Here is a 22,582-nt window from a genome sequence, read left to right as displayed (position 1 = left end):
ACCAGTCGGGCGCGGGCACCGGTCGCTCGGATTCCACGGTCGACGGCGGCGACAGCACTCGGGATTCGACGAACCAGCGCGACTCCGATCCGGTCGGCAAGGAGTCCGAACAGGACTCGTCGCAGCAGCAGGATTCCGGTCGGCCGCAGGGCGGCGGCATGCTCGGCGGCAACGGCACGGGGCAGCAGCAGTCCCCGAACACCGGCGCGGCGAACAACGGACCGGCCCAAACCGCCCAGCCGAGTTCGACCGCGCAGCAGGGCGTGGGCCAACCGAACACCGGCCAGTCCGGCACGCCCGCCCCGGGTCAGCGGCCGGCGGTCACCGGCCAACCGAACACCCCCGCCGCGCCGATCAGCACGGAATCCGGCCGTTCCTCCGACGCTCCGCAGCGCCCGGCCACGACGTCCGATGGCGGACGGCGCCCGGACACGGCGGACAACCAGCAGCGCGCTGCCACCAACACCAACGGCGCGCCGACCACGGCTCGTCCGGCTCCGAAGGAATCCCTCCCCACCCCGCCGACCCCGGCCGCCACTAACCGGCCCGGAGGGGAGGTTCGGGACGTTGAGGGCGTCCGAGAAGACGGTGCTCGGGATGATTCTTCGCCGGTGCCGCTCTACGTCCAGCCTGACGACGTTCGGTCCGATCGCGCCGGCGAGAGCAGCGGCAAGCCCCCGGCCGCACCACCGAGGAAGGGCAAGGGCAAAGCAGAGCCCGAAAAGGAGCCGCCGCCGGAACCCACCCGCGGGCCGCTGCAACACCTCTTCAGCGACTCCCATTGGCAGCGTCAAGCCTTGGCCGCCGGGGCAAGCATCATTTCTAAGCCGCAGCCCCCGGCAGCCGGACGCTCCAAGCGCTCCAAAGGAAAAGAGGCAGAAAATCCCGGAAGGCACCTGGACCTCATCGTAGGAAAAGGAAAGGGCGAAGGTGGTGAAATCGGAGCCACCGTCCTGCGCGGCCTGGATGAACGCGCTGACTCGAACGAACCGCAGCTGAAGCTCTACCGCGGCATGAAGAAGTCCGAGGCCGAGGCGATCAAGGCGTGGCACGCGCAGTACAAGGAGGCCACCGAGAACTGGATCAAGGAAAACTCGGACAAGGGCGCCGACAGCAAGAGCTTCAAGAAAACGTTCGGCAATGATGCCGCCATCCCCATCGGCGGCCACCTGGGCGACTTCGATCAAGCCAAGGTCTACGGAAGCGGAAAAGACGAAACCGTTGTAGAAATCACTCTCAAAAAAGGCGCGGCAGACCTTCTCTTCGACCCGAAATACCTCGCCATCCACGGCGACAAAGGCACCCCCATGTACCTCAGGAACATGGGCGAACAAAGCGGCAACAAGTTCGAACAGGCCGCTGGTGGCGAAGGCTTCCTCTCCGGATACATCGGCATGAAGTCCGAGGACAACGGAGACTTCAGCCTCGTCACCCGGGCGAAGGGGAAAAACCCCGCCGAGGGCTTCCCGAGCCGAGTGCTGTTCCAACTCTTCATCGACCAGGTCAAAGACCTCAAAGACCCGGACTCCAACCCGGACGCCGACACACCACACAGCACTGCCCCCGGCGCTCCACGCGCGCCGCGCGACACCGGCAACCTCGAAACCGACGGCACCACGCGCGGCGACGAGTCCTCCTCAACGCCGGAGAAGTCCCTCCCTTCGGATCGCGGCTCGGGTCGTTCGCCGGACACCGGCAGGCGCACACCGCCCATCGACGTCGACCCCGACGCCTACGAGCGGTTCCTCAACGACCTCGGCGAACCCACCCCCCGCCACCACAAACGCCCCGACCTGCGCGACCAACTCGCACCCTTCGCCGAACTCAACAACCCCGACTCAACACGCAACGTGCGCGACATCGCCCACCAAGTGAACGAGCAATTCGGCGACCCCCAGAACAACACCGTCATCCAATCCGGATTCGGCGTACGCCGCTTCCACCACAACGACGACCACATCACCGAAGTCACAGTGAAAATCGCCCTCAAAGGCGACCACACACACTTCGACAACGTCCGATCCACGCTCGAACACGGCGTGCAGAAGTACTACAACGACCCCGGCCACCGCTTCCACAACGGCCCCACCGGCGACCGCCTCCACGTACGCCCCCACTGGGTCGAACCCGGCCAACAAGCCGACCTCGAAGTCAACGTCACCAACGACCCGGACGCCGTCAACACCCAAATCACCTGGCGCGCCGACATCACCCCCGAAGAAGCCGCCCACGAATTCGGCCACCAAATCGGCCAACCCGACGAATACACAAACCAAACGAACCAGAACACCCCGCCACCACTGCACGTCGACGGCAGCCTCATGGGGAACTTCTTCAACCACCCAGAAGACCCCCACACCCACACCGGCATCCGCTCCCGCAACCTCGACGTACTCGGCACCCTCATCGGCGACGACATCCCCACCGTCCCCTACCGAGACACCCCACCGAACCCCGACAACAACACATCCCTCCAAAACAACAACCCCTCCACCAACACCCCCCACGACCAGCACACGACTCCACAGAACCACCACCGCCCCGACCAAAGCCAGCCAGAACCCAACCACCCCGCCACCGAAAGCAACGGCAAGCCCCCCGCCGCCCCAACGAGAAAGGGCAAGGGCAGAGCAGCACCCGAAAACGAGCCACCGCCTGGATCCGCTTCGCGGAATCCGCAAGACCTCCTCACGAACGCCTACTGGCAGAAAAAAGCCAAGGCGACCCCGGCCAACGCCCCTTCCGGAGGAGCAAAGAAGAAGGGCAAAAAAGACGAATCGCCCGCTAGGCATCTTGGCCTCATCATTGGAAAACCAAAGGACGCGAACGGCGGGATCGGAGTCGATCTCCTGCGCGCCCTGGAGAAACACGCCAACTCGGGCGAACCGCAACTGAAGCTCTATCGCGGGATGGACAAGTCCGAGGCCGAGAAGATCAAGGCGTGGCACGCGCAGTACAAGGAGAGCACCGAGAACTGGATCAATGACCACTCGGACACGGATGTCACCACTGAGGGTTTTCATAATTCGCCAGAGACCGGTGTCATTCCCATCAGTGGACACCTCGGCGACTTAAAACAAGCCGAGATCTACGGAGAGGGAAATGAAAGGACCGTACTAGAGTTCACCCTCAAACACGGTGCGGAAAACCTCCTCTTCGACCCGAAATATCTCGCCACCCGCCCCACCGACAAGGGCGCCGCCCTGCACCTCAGGGAAATCTACGGCGACAACTACAAAAAGGCCTCTGGCGGTGAAGGGTTCCGCCCCGGGTACATCGGCATGAAGTCCGAGCGAAACGGTGACTTCAGCTTCGTCACCACGGCCAAGGGAAACAACGAAAACCAGGGCTACCCGAGCCGGATACTTTTCCAACTCCTCGTCGACCAGGTCAAAGACCTCAAAGACCCGGACTCCAACCCGGACGCCGACACACCCCACAGCACCTCCGCCGCCCCGCACGCCCCGCACAGACCCGAAGACACGTCCCCTTCGGATCGCGGCTCGGGTCGTTCGCCGGACACCGGCAGGCGCACACCGCCCATCGACGTCGACCCCGACGCCTACGAGCGGTTCCTCAACGACCTCGGCGAACCCACCCCCCGCCACCACAAACGCCCCGACCTGCGCGACCAACTCGCACCCTTCGCCGAACTCAACAACCCCGACTCAACACGCAACGTGCGCGACATCGCCCACCAAGTGAACGAGCAATTCGGCGACCCCCAGAACAACACCGTCATCCAATCCGGATTCGGCGTACGCCGCTTCCACCACAACGACGACCACATCACCGAAGTCACAGTGAAAATCGCCCTCAAAGGCGACCACACACACTTCGACAACGTCCGATCCACGCTCGAACACGGCGTGCAGAAGTACTACAACGACCCCGGCCACCGCTTCCACAACGGCCCCACCGGCGACCGCCTCCACGTACGCCCCCACTGGGTCGAACCCGGCCAACAAGCCGACCTCGAAGTCAACGTCACCAACGACCCGGACGCCGTCAACACCCAAATCACCTGGCGCGCCGACATCACCCCCGAAGAAGCCGCCCACGAATTCGGCCACCAAATCGGCCAACCCGACGAATACACAAACCAAACGAACCAGAACACCCCGCCACCACTGCACGTCGACGGCAGCCTCATGGGGAACTTCTTCAACCACCCAGAAGACCCCCACACCCACACCGGCATCCGCTCCCGCAACCTCGACGTACTCGGCACCCTCATCGGCGACGACATCCCCACCGTCCCCTACCGAGACACCCCACCGAACCCCGACAACAACACATCCCTCCAAAACAACAACCCCTCCACCAACACCCCCCACGACCAGCACACGACTCCACAGAACCACCACCGCCCCGACCAAAGCCAGCCAGAACCCAACCACCCCGCCACCGAAAGCAACGGCAAGCCCCCCGCCGCCCCAACGAGAAAGGGCAAGGGCAGAGCAGCACCCGAAAACGAGCCACCGCCTGGATCCGCTTCGCGGAATCCGCAAGACCTCCTCACGAACGCCTACTGGCAGAAAAAAGCCAAGGCGACCCCGGCCAACGCCCCTTCCGGAGGAGCAAAGAAGAAGGGCAAAAAAGACGAATCGCCCGCTAGGCATCTTGGCCTCATCATTGGAAAACCAAAGGACGCGAACGGCGGGATCGGAGTCGATCTCCTGCGCGCCCTGGAGAAACACGCCAACTCGGGCGAACCGCAACTGAAGCTCTATCGCGGGATGGACAAGTCCGAGGCCGAGAAGATCAAGGCGTGGCACGCGCAGTACAAGGAGAGCACCGAGAACTGGATCAATGACCACTCGGACACGGATGTCACCACTGAGGGTTTTCATAATTCGCCAGAGACCGGTGTCATTCCCATCAGTGGACACCTCGGCGACTTAAAACAAGCCGAGATCTACGGAGAGGGAAATGAAAGGACCGTACTAGAGTTCACCCTCAAACACGGTGCGGAAAACCTCCTCTTCGACCCGAAATATCTCGCCACCCGCCCCACCGACAAGGGCGCCGCCCTGCACCTCAGGGAAATCTACGGCGACAACTACAAAAAGGCCTCTGGCGGTGAAGGGTTCCGCCCCGGGTACATCGGCATGAAGTCCGAGCGAAACGGTGACTTCAGCTTCGTCACCACGGCCAAGGGAAACAACGAAAACCAGGGCTACCCGAGCCGGATACTTTTCCAACTCCTCGTCGACCAGGTCAAAGACCTCAAAGACCCGGACTCCAACCCGGACGCCGACACACCCCACAGCACCTCCGCCGCCCCGCACGCCCCGCACAGACCCGAAGACACGTCCCCTTCGGATCGCGGCTCGGGTCGTTCGCCGGACACCGGCAGGCGCACACCGCCCATCGACGTCGACCCCGACGCCTACGAGCGGTTCCTCAACGACCTCGGCGAACCCACCCCCCGCCACCACAAACGCCCCGACCTGCGCGACCAACTCGCACCCTTCGCCGAACTCAACAACCCCGACTCAACACGCAACGTGCGCGACATCGCCCACCAAGTGAACGAGCAATTCGGCGACCCCCAGAACAACACCGTCATCCAATCCGGATTCGGCGTACGCCGCTTCCACCACAACGACGACCACATCACCGAAGTCACAGTGAAAATCGCCCTCAAAGGCGACCACACACACTTCGACAACGTCCGATCCACGCTCGAACACGGCGTGCAGAAGTACTACAACGACCCCGGCCACCGCTTCCACAACGGCCCCACCGGCGACCGCCTCCACGTACGCCCCCACTGGGTCGAACCCGGCCAACAAGCCGACCTCGAAGTCAACGTCACCAACGACCCGGACGCCGTCAACACCCAAATCACCTGGCGCGCCGACATCACCCCCGAAGAAGCCGCCCACGAATTCGGCCACCAAATCGGCCAACCCGACGAATACACAAACCAAACGAACCAGAACACCCCGCCACCACTGCACGTCGACGGCAGCCTCATGGGGAACTTCTTCAACCACCCAGAAGACCCCCACACCCACACCGGCATCCGCTCCCGCAACCTCGACGTACTCGGCACCCTCATCGGCGACGACATCCCCACCGTCCCCTACCGAGACACCCCACCGAACCCCGACAACAACACAACCCTCCAAAACAACAATCAGCATACGACTCCGCAGGGTCACCGTCGTCCTGACCAGGGCCAGCCGGAACCGAATCACCTCCGGCTTGACGGCTCTCGGTCCGACCACGTCACCGAGAACGGCGGCATGCCCCCGGCCAGCCCGCCGAAGAAGAACAAGGGCAAGAGCAAAGCAGCACCAGAAAAAGAGCCGCCACCGCCACCCGCCATCCGCGGTGAGATACAAGATCGCCTCACTGCCAGCTACTGGAGAGAAAAAGCCAGGGAAACCTCGGTCAACGCCCCGCCGAAAGGCAAGAAGGGCAAGAAACCCGAAGCTCGCCCGAAGGCCGACATCCCTTCTGAAGGACAAGGAAGAGGAAAGAAGGGCAAGAAGCCCGAAGAATTGCCTGGAAGGCCCCTGGACCTCATCGTAGGAAAGGGAAAGGGCGAGGGCGGTGAAGTCGGCGCCGGTCTCCTGCGTGCCCTGGACGAACACGCCCACTCGAGCCAACCGCAACTGAAGCTCTACCGCGGGATGGAGAAGTCTGAGGCCGAGGCGATCACGACGTGGCACGCACAGCACAAGGAGAGCATCGAGAGCTGGATCAAGGAACACTCGGCCACGGACGCCACCAGCCAAAGCTTCAAGAAAACATTCGGCAATAACGCTGCCATGCCTGTCAGCGGCCACCTGGGCGACTTCGACCAGGCCAAGGGCTACGGAAGCGGAAAAGACGAAACAGTAGTAGAGTTCACCCTCAAAAAAGGCGCGGAACGCTTCCTCTTCCACCCGGATTACCTCGCCATCCGCCCCGGCGACAAGGACACCCCCCTATACCTCAGAGAGATAAACGGCGACAAGTACGAAAAGGCTTCTGGCGGCGAAGGATTCCTTCCCGGATACATCGGCATGAAGTCCGAGGACAACGGAGACTTCAGCTTCGCCGTCAAAGCAAATAAGAACACCGATGGCTTCCCGAGTCGGGTGCTGTTCCAGCTCTTCGTCGACCAGGTCAAAGACCTCAAAGACCCAGACCTGGCCCCGGACACCGACACACCCCATGGCACGACCGCTCCGCGCGACACCGGCACATCCCTGCAAAGCAACGACCCGCCCACCACCACCCACGACCAGGACACTCCGCCCACCGGGCAGCCACCGCGCGCCCCGCAACGACCGGACCCCAGTCGTCCGGTCCAGGTGCGAACGGGCTTCGTGGATCCCGACGTGACTGTGGCGGCGTTGCGCGGACCCAATAAGACCCGGGTCAGGGTGGCAGACATCGACTATTCGTGGATGCGAGGCAGCCGTCCCGGAGCGGCGGGTATCACGTTCACGCATAACAGCGATTTTGACCTGAGTAGCGGCCCATTCTCGGCAATCAAGACGATGCCCGGGGAAACACCTGCTCAAGCAGCGCAGCACTCCGGCCGCCCCCAGGATACGAGCAGCACAGACCGGTCATTCCTTCTCGGCGGCCTCAAGCCCGACGATTCAGGCCGGATGACGGTGATTCGGCTGCGGGACGGCTCCGAGGTCATGATGAACGGCGGCGGCATCATGAAATTCTTGATGAATCTCAATGCCCTCCGCGATATTCCGGCACTGGATCCTGACTTCAAGTTCATTTTCTTGCACCCGAACGATAAGCTCTTCAGCAAGTTCACCCAGGCCATGCAGATGCATCGCGTGCATTCGTACGCGACCCCCATGGACTCGGTTTCCCAACTTCCGGATGGCCGGTTCGGCGTGTCCGACAATCAGGGCTGGAAAGAACAGACGGGTGCACGCCCATCGGGAGTCCTCAACCAGTACTCTTCGGGCAACATCAACAACATTTCTTTCTTCGAGAAATTCCTCCCGGCGGCCTCCTACATCCCGGATGCGGACGCGCCGCTGACCGGGAAGTCATGGTTCGACGAAGTCGATTTCTACCCGGACGAAGGCATCTCCACGACGCTCACCACCAAGAGTGCCGGGTGGGAACGAGTTAACGGGTTGTCGCTGGTCGAAGGTCAGCGCGATGTCGATCGGGAATTCGCCGAAGATGTCGACAACAAGTACCACGTGCTGCGAACGCGTCCGACCGAAGACTTCCTCTGGAAGTACATCAACAGCGATTCGGTAGAAAAGGTCTACAAGAACGATCCGTTCGGCCGGCTGGCTCCCAGTCCGTTCGCACCGACCCAGACCACGCTTACCAACCCGAATACCGGCGCTCAGGTGCAGGCGATAGCGGGGCCACTCGTCTACACCGGACACGGTTTCGATGTCCGCGGCCGCAGGCAAGGCGCTCAAATTCCGGTCGAGATCGACGGTCGCACCACCACGGTGGACGTCAGCGGGGCAACCGCGATCAGCTACCTCTTCCAGCAAGAGGCATTCCGCCAGATGTACGCGGCAAACCCGAATGGGAAATTGCTTTTCCTCTTCTGCCACGCAGCTCGTGATACTGAAACCGGATTCGTCGACACGCAGCCCTCCAGGCCCGGGCAGGTTCTTCGGGAAGCTGCGGAGCAAGCTCGCGAGCTCGGTTTCCTCAATCCCATCGTCGCCAGCCGGGGTGTGGTGGCTCCGACCTTCCTGGTCCACACTGACAACAATGCCGGTTACGCCAGCAGCTACCTGAAGGACGGCCGCGAATTCATCGAGGTCCACGAAGAGACCCGATACAGCGATCAAGATCTCCAAACATATCCCGAGTTCAAGCCGAAGCCGAAGCCGCAGCCACAGCCGCAGCCGGAATCGGGGACGGATACGGAGCCAAATACGGATACGGAGCCGGACACGGAGCCGGAGCCGGACATCGAGATGGACACGGAACCGGACACGGAGCCGGAGCCGGACATCGAGATGGACACGGAACCGGACACGGATACGGAACCGGACACGGACACGGAGATGGACACGGAGCCGGACACGGACACGGAGATGGAGCCGGGGTCGGCCACAGACTCCAACCCGATCGCCCGGTCCGGATCGGGTCACGCTGAGGACCTCGACGCCCTTGAACGAGGCGAGTCGTCGGCCGACATGGGACCGGATTCTCGGCATGGATCGCCGGAACCGGATCGTTCGGTTGACGACGATCCGACCCGCGGCATGCCAGGCGCCTTCCCCGAGGACATCACCGACACTCGGCAACACGACACCAGCACGGAGATCGGGGAGCAGCACGAAGCCCCGGAAGCTCACATCCGACAGGACCCCGACACCCGGCCCCCGCACGACACCGACAACGACCAACTCGACACCGGTACCGACGATCGGCGGGACATGTCCGGTCACGGCGCTGGAGGTGAACTGCCGGGCGGGTCGTCCGGCCGCCGAGGGCCGGGTTCGGACCGCACGTGGGAGAACAGCGCCGACCGGGAAGCCACCACCGACGAATCCTCCGAAGCACCGTCGCGGCCCGAGCTCGCCGTCGAGCAGCGGCAGCCCGTCGACGAGCTCACGGAGCGTTTCAACGCCCTCCGCAACCAACCCACCGAACAGCAGCAACCCACCGAACAGCAGCAACCCACCGAGCAACAGCAACCCACCGAACAGCAGCAACCCACCGAACAGCAGCAACCCACCGAACAGCAGCAACCCACCGAGCAACAGCAACCCACCGAACAGCAGCAACCCACCGAACAGCAGCAACCCACCGAGCAACAGCAACCCACCGAACAGCAGCAACCCACCGAACAGCAGCAACCCACCGAACAGCAGCAACCCACCGAGCAACAGCAACCCACCGAACAGCAGCAACCCACCGAACAGCAGCAACCCACCGAACAGCAGCTACCCACCGAACAGCAGCTACCCACCGAACAGCAGCTACCCACCGAACAGCAGCAACCCACCGAGCAACAGCAACCCACCGAACAGCAGCAACCCACCGAACAGCAGCAACCCACCGAACAGCAGCAACCCACCGAACAGCAGCAACCCACCGACGACACCGCCCCGGCGCCGGTCTCGACACGCACCAAGACGATCCGGGGTCTGACCAGGCATCACATGGTCGATCCGGAAGTCGTCGACGGCACGGCGATCCGCGCTGATCTGCGCCGGATGCTGACCGATCTGGATATTCCCGCGGACAAGGTGAACCGGCTCGTTGAGAGCGCATCGAACATCGCGCTCTACAACAAGTGGGACAGCTTGAACGGCGCCCGCGGGATGCAGCTGCGCGAAGGTCAGGGCAAGGACGCCGTCGAGATCGTTATCAAGGCCAAGGCCCACGACGACACGTCACCGGTGGAAAGCCGCACCGGGATCCCGGAGCCGGGCGTACGGCACAAGGACTTCACCAGGTTCCGCAACGCCGACAAGGCGATCGGCAAGACCGAGTACGAGATCTCATCGACCCCGGCCCGCGACCAGTCGGCGACCTTGGGCACTCAGATCCCGTTCGGCACCGACTCGTACCTGCGCTACCTCGACCTGAACTTCACGCTGCGGGGGTTCTTCTCGCAACCTGCGCACAGCAGCAAGTCCTCATCGGAAATGCCGCAGGCAACGGAATTCCTCGGGTTCAACCACTGGACGTTCAGCTCGCACGATCTGCACCACGAGATTTCGGTGCGGTACGGCGAGCAGTCACCGCCGCCCACAACAGGGCAACAATCCGGTGGCACCATCCTCGGTTTCCCCAGCATTCTCCAGGGCGCGGACACCGCGCTGGAGAACGACGCCAACACCGTCACCGAGCCGGAAGGCCGCCCCCGGGCGGTGGCGATACGCGGCGGACAGGTTCTCGTCGACACGATCACCGAGGCTGTGCAACAACACCCGACTTGGCGCGGAGAACTCGACAAGATCGGCTCGGACGCGCGCAACGGCGCCCTTGACTTCGCCAGCGGTAAGAACCTGTCGCGCAACGGAAACCGGTTGCTGGACGGCGGGACGATCAGCACGACCGTGCGGATGCATGACGCGGCGGGCGAACACACCGCCCGCGTCGAGGTGTCCGCCGTTCCCCGCACCTCGCGTCGTTTCGTCACCCAGCAACGGCTGAACGACGAGAACGGCACGCCGCAAGACGCTCCGAACAAGGTCGTTCAGCAGAGCCGTGGCAACACCACCGGGCAGGAGCACAGCTCCGGTGGGAAGCAGCAGCTCAAGGCCAGCGGATCAGGTACGACCGGGCTGGCTTGGAGCTCGCACGGCGGCTCGTTCAGCTACGGTGACCGTTCCGAGGCCCGCCCCACCGGCCGCGGCGCGTTCGACGGTGGCGATAGCCACACCAGCAAGCAGACGTCCAGCACGACCAGCGGCACTTTCCGCAGTGACCACGGCGAATTGGAGATCCGCAACACCGCGGTCGACCTGCGGGTTCGGGTTCTGTTCGACGATGGCCGTGTCACCGGGGGCGAAGCCCGGGGACGCGCGACCTCCTACAGCATCGCCCAGCGGCCCGCCGAGATCGATCGGCAGCCCGACGCCGCGATCGAACAGCGCGACGCCGAAGCCTCGACCGTCACGTTCGCCCCCGAGAAGGTCGTCGGGGCGGCCGAAACCCACTTCACCGACACCGACGCGGTGGAGAGCACGCTACGCAAGATGCTGCCCAAGGGCGTGCTGCGCGATGAACCTTCGACCATCGCCGAGCACATCCCGGACCAGGTGCGGCGATTCGGCGGTGCGCTGCTGGACGACAAGCCGCACGTGGCGGCCAACGAGAACCAGCTCAGCGACGTGATCTCCGAAGCCGGGTTCACCTCGCACGGCAAGCCGCTGCGCAGCCAGGACGGCATGTCGTTTTTGATGACGCGCGACTTCAGCCGCGGCACCATGTCACCGGACGACGTGATCAGGGTGCAGATCAAGGCAGTGCCACGCGAGACCACCACTGATCCTCCCGTCACCGACGTCGGCAACGACACGATCCTGCGCGGTGAGTCGAAAACGGCCACGACCACCCAGCACCGCGACACGAGCGAGTGGTCCGTCAGCGGCAGTGGCGGCGTGTCCGGGCGCATCGGCCTCGGCTCCGCCCAGGCCTTCGCGCGCGGGGTGGATCCATCGTTGACCGGCGGTGGCTCCTATCAGAAGAAGCGATTCCTGGAGAACTCCAGCGGGCACGAGCACAGTTCCAGCTGGAAGGCCGAACGCGGCTCGAATCAACAGGCAGCGCCGGTCCAGTACGAAATCACCCTGTTCGGCAAGGGCTTGTCGGGTCGGCCGCAGATCGTGCGCGACGACGCCGGGCATCCCGTTGAGGCGTGGGCGGTGACCGAGACCGGCGGGCGCACGGACTACGTCGGGCGGCCGCCGAGCGCACTGACCACGGACTTCACCGCTAGTGACGGCACGTTGCGACCCCCGGCGAACTGGCGGGCGGCCACCCCGCCGGACAACTATGTGCTGGCCGCACTGGACCTGTCGGACGACAGCACTCAGCAGTTCAAGAACGGGCTGCTCGGGGAGTTCACCCCCGACGACACCATCGCCGAACAGCAGCTGCACGACTTCAATCGCGAGGACAACGTCGCCGCGAGCTTCCACGACGCGCTCACCGGCACCTACAGCTCGTACATCGACCGCTACGGGCGGGGAGAGTTCCTCGGATTCCAGGACACCTTGGGTAAGGCGAAAATGCAGATCGCCTTGTACAACCCCCAATTCGGCGGCTTGGCGAAGAACATGCACCTGGTGTACTCGCACAAGGTGACGGGCGGGACGAGGCACGGTACGTCCACCGAGTTCGGCGGCAGCATCACTCCGCTCGACGTCAACGTCACCAGCTTCCCGCTGGAGACCCTGTGGGAGTCACCCAACTTCTCCTACAACCACGGCCGGGACTGGAGTTCGGAGACTTCCACGAAGCAGGACTTCGAAAGGGGAACCCGTTCCCGCTACCGCGGTCCCGTCCTGTTCATCACCTACGACACCTCAACGTTGCTCAGCGGCCAGGACACCACGCACACCCAGGTGTCGGCCGTGAACACCGACTCCATCGGCCCGTGGAAGCACGTGCAGGCCGACCGCGAGCACTCGGCCGGGGTGTGGGTTCCCGCGCACCAACTCGACCAGCTGGGTCTTCCGCCGGATCAGCTCGCCGAGGCCCGCCAGAGCCTCGAGCAACTCGAGCGGGAAAACCGCGCGCCGGAAACCGGCACCGAGCAGAACCAGCCCGAGAACGAGCGCGCGCGGCCCGACGACCCGGACACAACCGAGCAGCACGACACCGACGAGCAGCCGGCGCTGCTTCCGCAGACCTTCGACGAGGACGATCACGCGCCGGCCCAGTTCAGCCCCGAAGTCACGACCCGATTCCTGGACCGGCTCCAGCAGCAACTCGACCAAGTGCCCGCCGACACCGTGCCGCCCGGTGTGATGCGGCAGTTCTACAACTCCATGGTCCGCGGCACCGTGTTCGGCTCCAGCGAACAGCTCGCCGGGGCGAAGCTGCTGACCGAAGTCGGCAAGAGCGCTTCCGGCCGCGGGCTGAACGGCTTGCTGGCCGACCTGCGCGGACCGGGCAAATACTGGTCCGCTGAAGTCAAAGGACCGGTCGGGAACTACCGGATCGGTCTGCTGCTCACCGCTCGCGTCGAACCGGGCGAACTGCAAGGCGTCGAGTCGGGCTGGTCCGAGCGGTATTCGACCAAGCAGGTGCGCACCGACACGAAGGTGACCACCGAGTCCAAGACGCACACCACGGGCGTCAACAACTCGGTCCTCGGGTTCCCGACGCACCCGGTCGTGTGGGGCGCCGGTTTCAACAATGAACTGCCCTTGCCCAAGGTCAAGTCCACCACGAAGGAGACCGTCAGCCAGATCGCCGAGAGCACCCGTACCCACTTCACCTCGGGCGACATGGCCCGTTACGGGCACGCCGTGACGCCTCAGCTCCAGGTGACGAAGATCGCGCACCCCGGCAGCAGCGCGCAACGGGTCACCGCGGGTGCCGCGGGGTTGCTGACCGACGTCCAGGACACCGGGATGATCCGGCTCGACCGGATGGACAACGCCGTTCGCACGCGGGTGCCGGTGCAGGAACTCGCCCGCGGCCCCCGGTTGGACGCGCCCATCACCCAGCTGCCCAAGATCGGCACGGTCCAGGCGAACTCGCGGTCCCTGGCCCACAGCATCCGCGCCATCTCCGACGGACACGGAGCCGGTGGCGAATCAACGGTCCGAACCACGCCGGTGCCACCGGGGGCGATCACAACCAGGCAGACCATCAACGACGGGATCAGTGCCGCCGCGCTGTCGGCGAACCTGCCCGCCGCCGCGTCGTCGGGGGCGTACCGCATCGAAGAGTTGGACGGCGACGCCGCGTACGCCGCCGGGTGGGGACACGGGAACCCGCTGAAGGCGCTGTCCATCCGGGCCGAGAACCTCGTCGCCAGGCACATCGTGCCCACGGACACTCCGCCGGTGGGCAAGGAAATCAGCCTGGACAACACGAACAAGTTCGCCACCAAGAACGAGCAGCAGCTCACCATCAGCACCAAGCCGGTCAGCCTCGACGGCAGCGCGATCATGTTCACCACGGACAACCCGGAAGGTTTCGCCCCCGGCGCGAACCACCGGATGAACCCGGGCATCGGCGCGAATGGCCCCGTCGGCGAGTGGAAGAGCGGCGACAAGGCCGAGAGCGAGGACAAGTCGTTCAACGAGTGGGTCGGCTCAAAGGGGCGGACCTACCTGGTCGTCGCGGACCTGACCTGGTCGGCCACCCCGGAATACCGCTCACCCGACTCGGAGTGGAGCAAGCCGCACCAGGTCGACGACGTGGTGTACTTCCGGGTCGACGCCGACGGCCTGCGGGAAATGGGGCTCACCCCGCCGGACGAGACCGACGCCCCCGACGGCACCCGGCCGGACGAAACCCACACTCCCGAGGACACCGAGCCGAACCCTGATGTCATCGAGCGCGGGCCGCGGAACGGAGAGGAAACCGCACGTCTCGAGCGCGGCGAGGAATTCTTCGACGCGCAGGAAAATCTGACCGCCGACGCCGAGAACACCCGGTCACATCGGCGCGAGGCCGACGACGACCGAGCAACGCCACGGGATTCGGACACCGCGGCGGAGTCCGTACCCCCGGATGCTTCGTCGCGATCCGCGCTGATGGACTTCCTGGCCCCCAAGCCGTCGCCGATGGCCGGCTTCCTGAGCCCGAGAACCGCCGACGACACCGACACGCCATCCACGTTCCCGCAACTGCCCGAAATTCCACGAGTGACCGAGCACTTCACCGACGAAGTGCTCGACGCGGCCGGAAGCGGCCGGCACACCGACGGCGTCGAGACTCGCTCGCGACCCGTGACCGTCGAACCCAACCGTCGGGAACCGGCCACCTCCACGGCTGAGCCGGTCGTCAACGAACCCCGCGTCGAGCAGAACCGGCCCGATGACGCGACGACCGAGCAGCGTTCCTCGTCCGACGAGTCGGCACCGACGGCGGAGCGCTCGGCCCAGGAGGACGAGGGCCTGCACAACGACGTGTCCCGGCGCGGAGGTTCCGGAGCTCCGAGCTCGTCCGCTTCCGCCGGTCGCTCCGGCATGCCCGGCGGCCCGATCACTCCGGAAACGACCACACCGAAGCCGACCGTCCAGAACCCGGACACGACAGCAGCCCCCGAGAGCCCGTCCCGCTCACGAGCCGAGGAAGAAGCGGAGCGTTCCGCGACGAAGCACGGAGACGACGCCGACGGGGAACCGGTCGCTACGGCCCTTCGGAACTCCGAAGAGCCCGGCTCCGAGCAGCGGGCGCGGGAGTTGAGCACGCGCGCGGCCGAAGCCGAGCAGATGCTGGGCGACCTGCTGCCGCCCGAGCAGTTCCAAACCCTCACCGACCACGCCAAGCACATCGTTGTGGTCGAGCACCAGCTCCCCGGACTCGACGCCGACCGGACGTTCTTCGCGAACGTCGCTTGGACCGTGGCGCAGGAACTGCACGAACACGGTTGGCACCCGAACGCTGCGCAGCCGACCCGCGAACACGCCGAGCAACGAGCGCACCAACTCGCCATCCGCACGGCGCACGAGTTCAACACCCGCCGCACCCGCGTCCCCCCGATGGGATTCGGCGGAGCCCCCGCACGGGGTCCCGCGCAACCGCCGCACGTGAACGCGGAGGCAGGCCCGTCCCGAAGCCGGTCCGGTGAAGGCGAAGCAGGCCCGTCCCGAAGCCGGACCGACGAAGGCGAAGCAGGCCCGTCCCGAAGCCGGACCGACGAAGGCGAAGCAGGCCCGTCCCGAAGCCGGACCGACGAAGGCGAAGCAGGCCCGTCCCGAAGCCGGACCGACGAAGGCGAAGCAGGCCCGTCCCGAAGCCGGACCGACGAAGGCGAAGCAGGCCCGTCCCGAAGCCGGACCGACGAAGGCGAAGCACCAGAACGGCAACAGTCACACCGGCAAGGCGAAGCGGGCTCCTCGGCGAGGACCTTGCCCGAGCTGATCGCGAAGCCGCAGTGGTGGCGACTGTTCATCAACCCGAGGGATCACGAGACCGCGCTGGCCCGGTTCCCCGACGACCCCGGCAGCTACTACGACAACGATCTCTCGCCCGGCTACCAGCGCAGCATGACCGAGGCGTACGAAACCATCCTCGCCCAGCCGGACGCCGTGGCCCGACGAGTCGACTCGTCCATGTACGAGCAGATGCACGACCTCGTCACCCGATATCTGGACAGCGACACCCGATGGTCCGGCGGTGGAGCCACGAACTTCCCGCTGCGCGCCGAACGCCCCAGCCCGGACATCCTCGACGAGACCATCGACGGCCGCCCCCTCCTTTACGACCTCAAAAACCACGACTGGAGCAAGAGGCTCCCCAATCCGGGCCGGATCATCACGATCATCGACTGGAGCAGCTTCAACAACCCCACGTTGCGCAGCAACTACCAGCAACGGGACGTGCGGCAACTCGTCGATTCGGTCTTCGACCGCTACTACGACGAGATCTCCCACGCCGACAGCGATCCCCGCGCTCGCCTGGACTCGATCGCCAGAGCGATCCGCGCGCTGCACGTCATCCACCCGTTCAGCGACGGCAATCTGCGGCTCGACGTCCAGCTGCTGCTGCCCAAACTCCTGCTCGAACAGGGCTTCAACCCCGTCGTCCCCGCCGGAATGCACCCGTTGTTCCAAGGCGGGTACTCCATCAACACCATCGTCGACACCCTCGTCGCCAACGGTGCGCTCCCCACTACCACCGAGTCCCCGGCGACCACTCGCACCAGCGCAGCCGCGGACCACGATGCCCCGGCCGACCTGGACGGCGTCGACAACGGAGGATCGGCACGCAGGAACCCCGGTCGAACGAGGGACGACTTCGACCTGAGCAGCTACGAGCGCGGAGCGAGTTCGTCGAAGGTCGAGCCGCCGCAGCAACACGTGCCGTCGCATGCCGCCACGCAGCGGTCTTCCTGGCCCAACCCGACCGAACCGAGCAGGCCCGTTCCGGTGGGCGCCGATTTCCTCGATCCCGACGTCACGGTTCGGGCGCGGGACGACCAGGGCCGGGACATCACCGTCCGGGTCACCGACCTCGCCTACCGGATGACGCCGCGAGACGGCAACGGACTCGGCTTGTCGTTCACCCTCGAGGACAAGTTCACGCTCACGGGTGATCACAATCAGACGGTCCGGACGCTTCCCGGCGAGACGCCGGCCGAAGCGGCCGAGCACACCAAACGCCCGGCGACGCACCGGGACGGCACAACGGCCGACGTCTACGCCGAAAGCGCCAAGACCGGATACAAGATGCCGTTGTGGAACGGCAAGTCGGTGACCATGGACGCCGCCAACCTGGCGACCGCGGTGACGAACTTCGGCGAGCTGCAGTACCTGGCCGCCATCGACCCGGAACTCAAGTTCCGCATGCTGACCTCGCACAACGAGGGCCTGAAGGACCTGGCGAATGAACTGCACGCCGCAGGGTTCGACGGTTCCGTGGAAGGAACGCTGGGCGAGGTCTCCCAGCTTCCGGACGGCCGGTTCGGCGTGGCCGACAACAAGGGCTGGGTCGAGTACCCGAAGTACGAGCGAGCCCGCGTCAACGACGTCTACTCGGAGGGCAACCTCGCCAACATCGCCTTCTTCGAGGAGCACCTCGCCGACGCCGCGTACATCCTGGACGCCGACGAACCGCTGGTCGGGTACCGGGAGGACGACGGTTCGGAGTTCCGCTTCTACCCGCACGAGATGACGGCCGACGAGCTCACCACCGACAGCACCGGATGGTCCCGGACCAACGGCCTCACGATGATGCCCACCGCCGGGGAGCGGTTCTCCGACCGGTTGCTCGCCGATGAGAACGACGAACTGAACGTGGTGGCGCGGACCAGGAAGGGAGAGCTCGGGTCGGCGACGACCGTCGACGAGAACGGTCGCGTCACCGACCTGTTCGACGCCGATCCGCTCGACCGGCTGGCCGAGCATCCGGCCGGTCCGGTCGAAACCACGCTGGTCCACCCGGGCACGGGAACTCGGGTCCGGGCGGTCGCCGCCTCGAACATCATCAGCGTGCACGGCGCGAAGGGCCACGCCCAGATCACCGTCGAACGCGGTGGTTCGCGGACGAAGCTGAACATCTCCGGGGAGACCCTGACCAAGGCCAAGCTCCAGCGCAGCGAGTTCCACCAGATGTACCGGGCGAACCCGGACGGCAAGCTGCAGTACTTGATCTGCCACGCCGCCGAGGGCACGAAGACCGGCTTCGCCGACGAACAACCCGCCGGCGCCGCGACGCTCATGCGGGATTCGGTCCGCACCGCCCGCACGTTCGGCGTCAAGAACACCTACGTCGCCGCCGGCGATGCCATTGCGGCGACCGCCCCGATCGCGGTCGCGAACAACGCGGGCCTGGTCAGCAGCTACCTCAAGAACGGCCGCGAATACATCGAGGCCCACGAGAACACCCGGTACACCGATGCCGAGCTGGAGAACCTGCCGAATCACACGCCCAAATCCACCCACGGGTTCGGCCTGGAGCACGATTCGGGCACGAGCGACCACCGCGCTGCCGCCGAGGACGGCTCCGGCGTATTCGAGCGCGGCGCCCGTCAATCCCGGCAGGCGCAGGACACCGTTCCGGTGGACCCCACCTTCATCGATCCCGACCTGCGGCTGACGGGATTCCTCGACGACAACACCGAAGTCGAATTCCGCCTGCGCGACATCGAATACCACAAGATGCCCGGCGAACGCCTCGCACACGGGATCGCATTCACCCGGGGCGACTCGTTCAACCTCACCGGCAAGTACCGCACCACGGTCAAGACCACTGAATTCGAGGAGCCGGACGAGGCGTACGGAAAGACGAAGCGCCCCGGAGCCGCCACCCGGGACGGGGACCACGAGACCTTCCACTTCACAACCGAGGGCCATTACTTGCCCAAGCTGCCGCTACGCGACGGCAAGGACGTCGGAATCGTCAACCAGGACCTCGCCACCGTCCTGGCGAACCTCCGCGACGTGCGATACATGCAGGCCCTCGACCCGGATTTCACCATGAAGCTGCTCACCCCCAATTACGACCTGGATCAGCTTCACGAATCCTTGCGCAAGCACAAGTTCTCCGGCACTCTCACGGGGCCCGCGACCACCCTGGGTGCCCAGCAGTTGCCGGACGGAAGTCTCAGCACTCCTAACAACCACGGGTGGGTCGAGCACTCGCCCGCGGGCCGCAGGGAGACCCACAAGTACTCCGACGCGAACCTGCAGAACATCTCGTTCTTCGAGAAATTCCTGCCGGATGCGCGGAAAATTCCGAATGCCGATGAGCCGCTGGTCGGCTACCTCAATGGGACCGCTGTGAAGTTCTACCCCCGCGAAATGGTGCAACAGGAACTCACCAGCCACCAGCCGGGGTGGAAACGAGTCAACGGAATGCTCCTCGTCCACGACACCACCGTGCTGAGGAACGAAAAACACATCGCCTCCGCCGCCGACGTCCAGCACGGTCTGATCATGACTCGGCCCGGCGAATCCCTGGTGGACATAGACCACGACACGCCCGAAGGCATGTCTCTGGCCAGTTGGCTGAACAACGGCCCGATCCGGCGGTGGGTGCCCGCCCCGTACGCGCCCGAGCCGACCACCCTCATCAATCCGCAGACCGGGCAACCCACCCAATTCACCGCGGGCCCCAACACCATCGCCAGTCACGGAGACGGCGACGCCGCCCAGATCTCCGTCCGGCGCAAAGGCGAGATCTACACTCTGTCCGTCTCCCCGGAAACCTTCACCGAAGCCTACGTACAGCAAAGCCCGTTCCACCGGATGTACCGGGCCAACCCGAACGCGAAACTGCTGTACGCGATCTGCCGCGCCGCGGAGGGAACCGTGACCGGGCCGGCCACCGCGCCGCAGAACGCCTCCTCGTTCCTCGCGCGATCAGTGCGAACGGCACGGGAGGATTTCGACATCAAGAACACCTACGTCGCAGCGCGTGACATTCTGGTCGCCGTCGGCGAGGGAGGATACAGCCGCTCCGCGGACGACAACCAAGGTTGGGCGAGCAGCTACCTCAAGCACGGCCACGAACACATCAAGGTCCACGAGGAAACCCGGTTCTCGGCCGACGAGCTCAAAACCATTCCGAAGTTCCAGCCGCAAACGGACACCACGAGCCAGGTCGGCGATGAAATCACCACGGCAAACCTGAAAAACGACGTTACGCATCGGTCCCCCGACCACGAAAGCCGGGCACTTCCATACGACGACGTCCGTTCACCCGCCGACTTGGACTTGGAATCGGACTCGGACGGGCCGGCGTACTCCGATTCCGAATCGTACGGACAGCCCTACTACCAGGGTGGCCAGCGGCCACCCCGACAGTCCTACCATCAAGGCGGCCGGCCATCCTTCAGGCCTGCCCGGAGGCCACACCTCAGGGCGGCGCCCGCGACCACTCCGGTTCCGGTAAACAGGGATCTCATCAACCCAGAGGTCCGAATTTCGGGAATCAATGAGGCGGGCCAAAAGGTCGGCGTACCCGCTCACGCATTCGAATACAGGTGGATGCGGGGCAGGGGAATCGGCTTATCGTTCACCCAATACGACACGTTCACCCTCGACGGCAAATATCGGGAATTGCTCATGACCATCCCCGGCGAAGAGGCCCGCGACGCTTACCCTCGCGACCACAAGCGCCCCAGCGAGGGAATGACTGAAACCGCGCCAGTGTTTCACGGGTACGCGATCAACGACGGCCGACGTTACAGCATGCCGCTTCGCAACGGTGAAACGCTGCGAGTCAGCGCCGCCTCATTCAGCAGGCTATTGAGGAATTTTCAGGAATTCCATGATCTTTCACGCGCCCACGACGATCTAGCATTCCGAATGCTGAGCCCGAAAAACAAGGCGTTGCGAGGCGTCGCCGAGGCGCTCGGAGATACCGTGCACTCGGTCGCCGGAACCTTTGGACACGTTTCCCAGGCACGCGACGGAAGATTCAGCGCGAACAACAACGCCGGGTGGACCGAGTACACCCACAGGGGAGATAACAAAACAGTCCTCGGCGTCTACAATGACGGCAACATCGCCAATATCAATTTCTTCGAGAGGTACCTACCCGAAGCAGCGTATATTCCGGATATTGAAAAACTTCATTCCGCGAGAACCTCGGACGGTTCGGAGTACCGGTTTTATGCGGACGATGTTTATGATAAGAACTTTTACAGTCGCGACACCGGTTGGCGACGACCGAACGGCACAAGCCTGCTCATCAAGCCCGGCGAACTAAACGCAGACGACCTTCTCGCCCGCAACCTCGACAGAGCATACGATGTGGCCAGAACCAAGCCCGGCGAAACGCGCCCTCCCGACCACTACGACTGGGCAGAGGATCCTGATCGGCGAAAGACCGAGAGCCCATTTCCGCCGAGGAGTTTCCTTCTCGTCAACCCGAATACCGGCGCCCTGGTCCAGGCCATCGCCGGCTCGAACTTCATCAGCACGCACGGCACTGTAGGACAGAACGTTATGCTTAATGTCGTAGGCGAAAAAGATGATACAACAGTTCTTACGGACGGGATCACGTTCATGGAGGTCTTGGTCCAGCTCCCTGCCTTCCAGCGCATGTACGCGGCCAACCCGAACGCCGACATCCTGTTCATGATCTGCCATGCGGGCAAGGATGCGGAAACCGGATACGCCAGGGAACAAAATCCGGGCAAGGCGATGATCTTGCGAGGATCGGTGGCCGCGGCGCGCCAGCTCGGCCTGCGCAACACTTTCCACGCCGGTCGAGACACGACGCGCCTCGACGTGAGGCCGGAGACAGCAAATAACGCGGGATGGGTCTCCAGCTACTACAACAGCGGCAACGAGTACATGAAGGTTCACGACCACACCCGGTACCGCATCACAGGGTATCGCTACCCGTAACGGTGGCCGAGCCGTCGTGTCTCGGGGCGAAGCCGGTGCGCACGACCGGGCGCGGTTGCGACGGCGGCTCGAAGCCGTTCGGCGCGCGGCGTCATCATGGTCGCGAGCGGGCGACCGGCCTGCTCGCACGGCGT

At 64.6% G+C, this 22,582-nt stretch carries 1 protein-coding gene; it reads left to right on the top strand.

From position 1 onward, the window contains the following. Positions 1 to 611 precede the first annotated feature (611 nt). Positions 612 to 22,448: a hypothetical protein gene (locus tag H2Q94_RS03415; protein ID WP_243791915.1), complete on the top strand. Its 21,837-nt coding sequence runs from the start codon at positions 612 to 614 to the stop codon at positions 22,446 to 22,448. Positions 22,449 to 22,582: the final 134 nt, after the last annotated feature.

It is taken from the genome of Saccharopolyspora gloriosae, assembly GCF_022828475.1.
Classification (GTDB): Bacteria; Actinomycetota; Actinomycetes; order Mycobacteriales; family Pseudonocardiaceae; genus Saccharopolyspora_C; species Saccharopolyspora_C gloriosae_A.
This window is presented reverse-complemented; position numbering and strand designations above follow the sequence as displayed.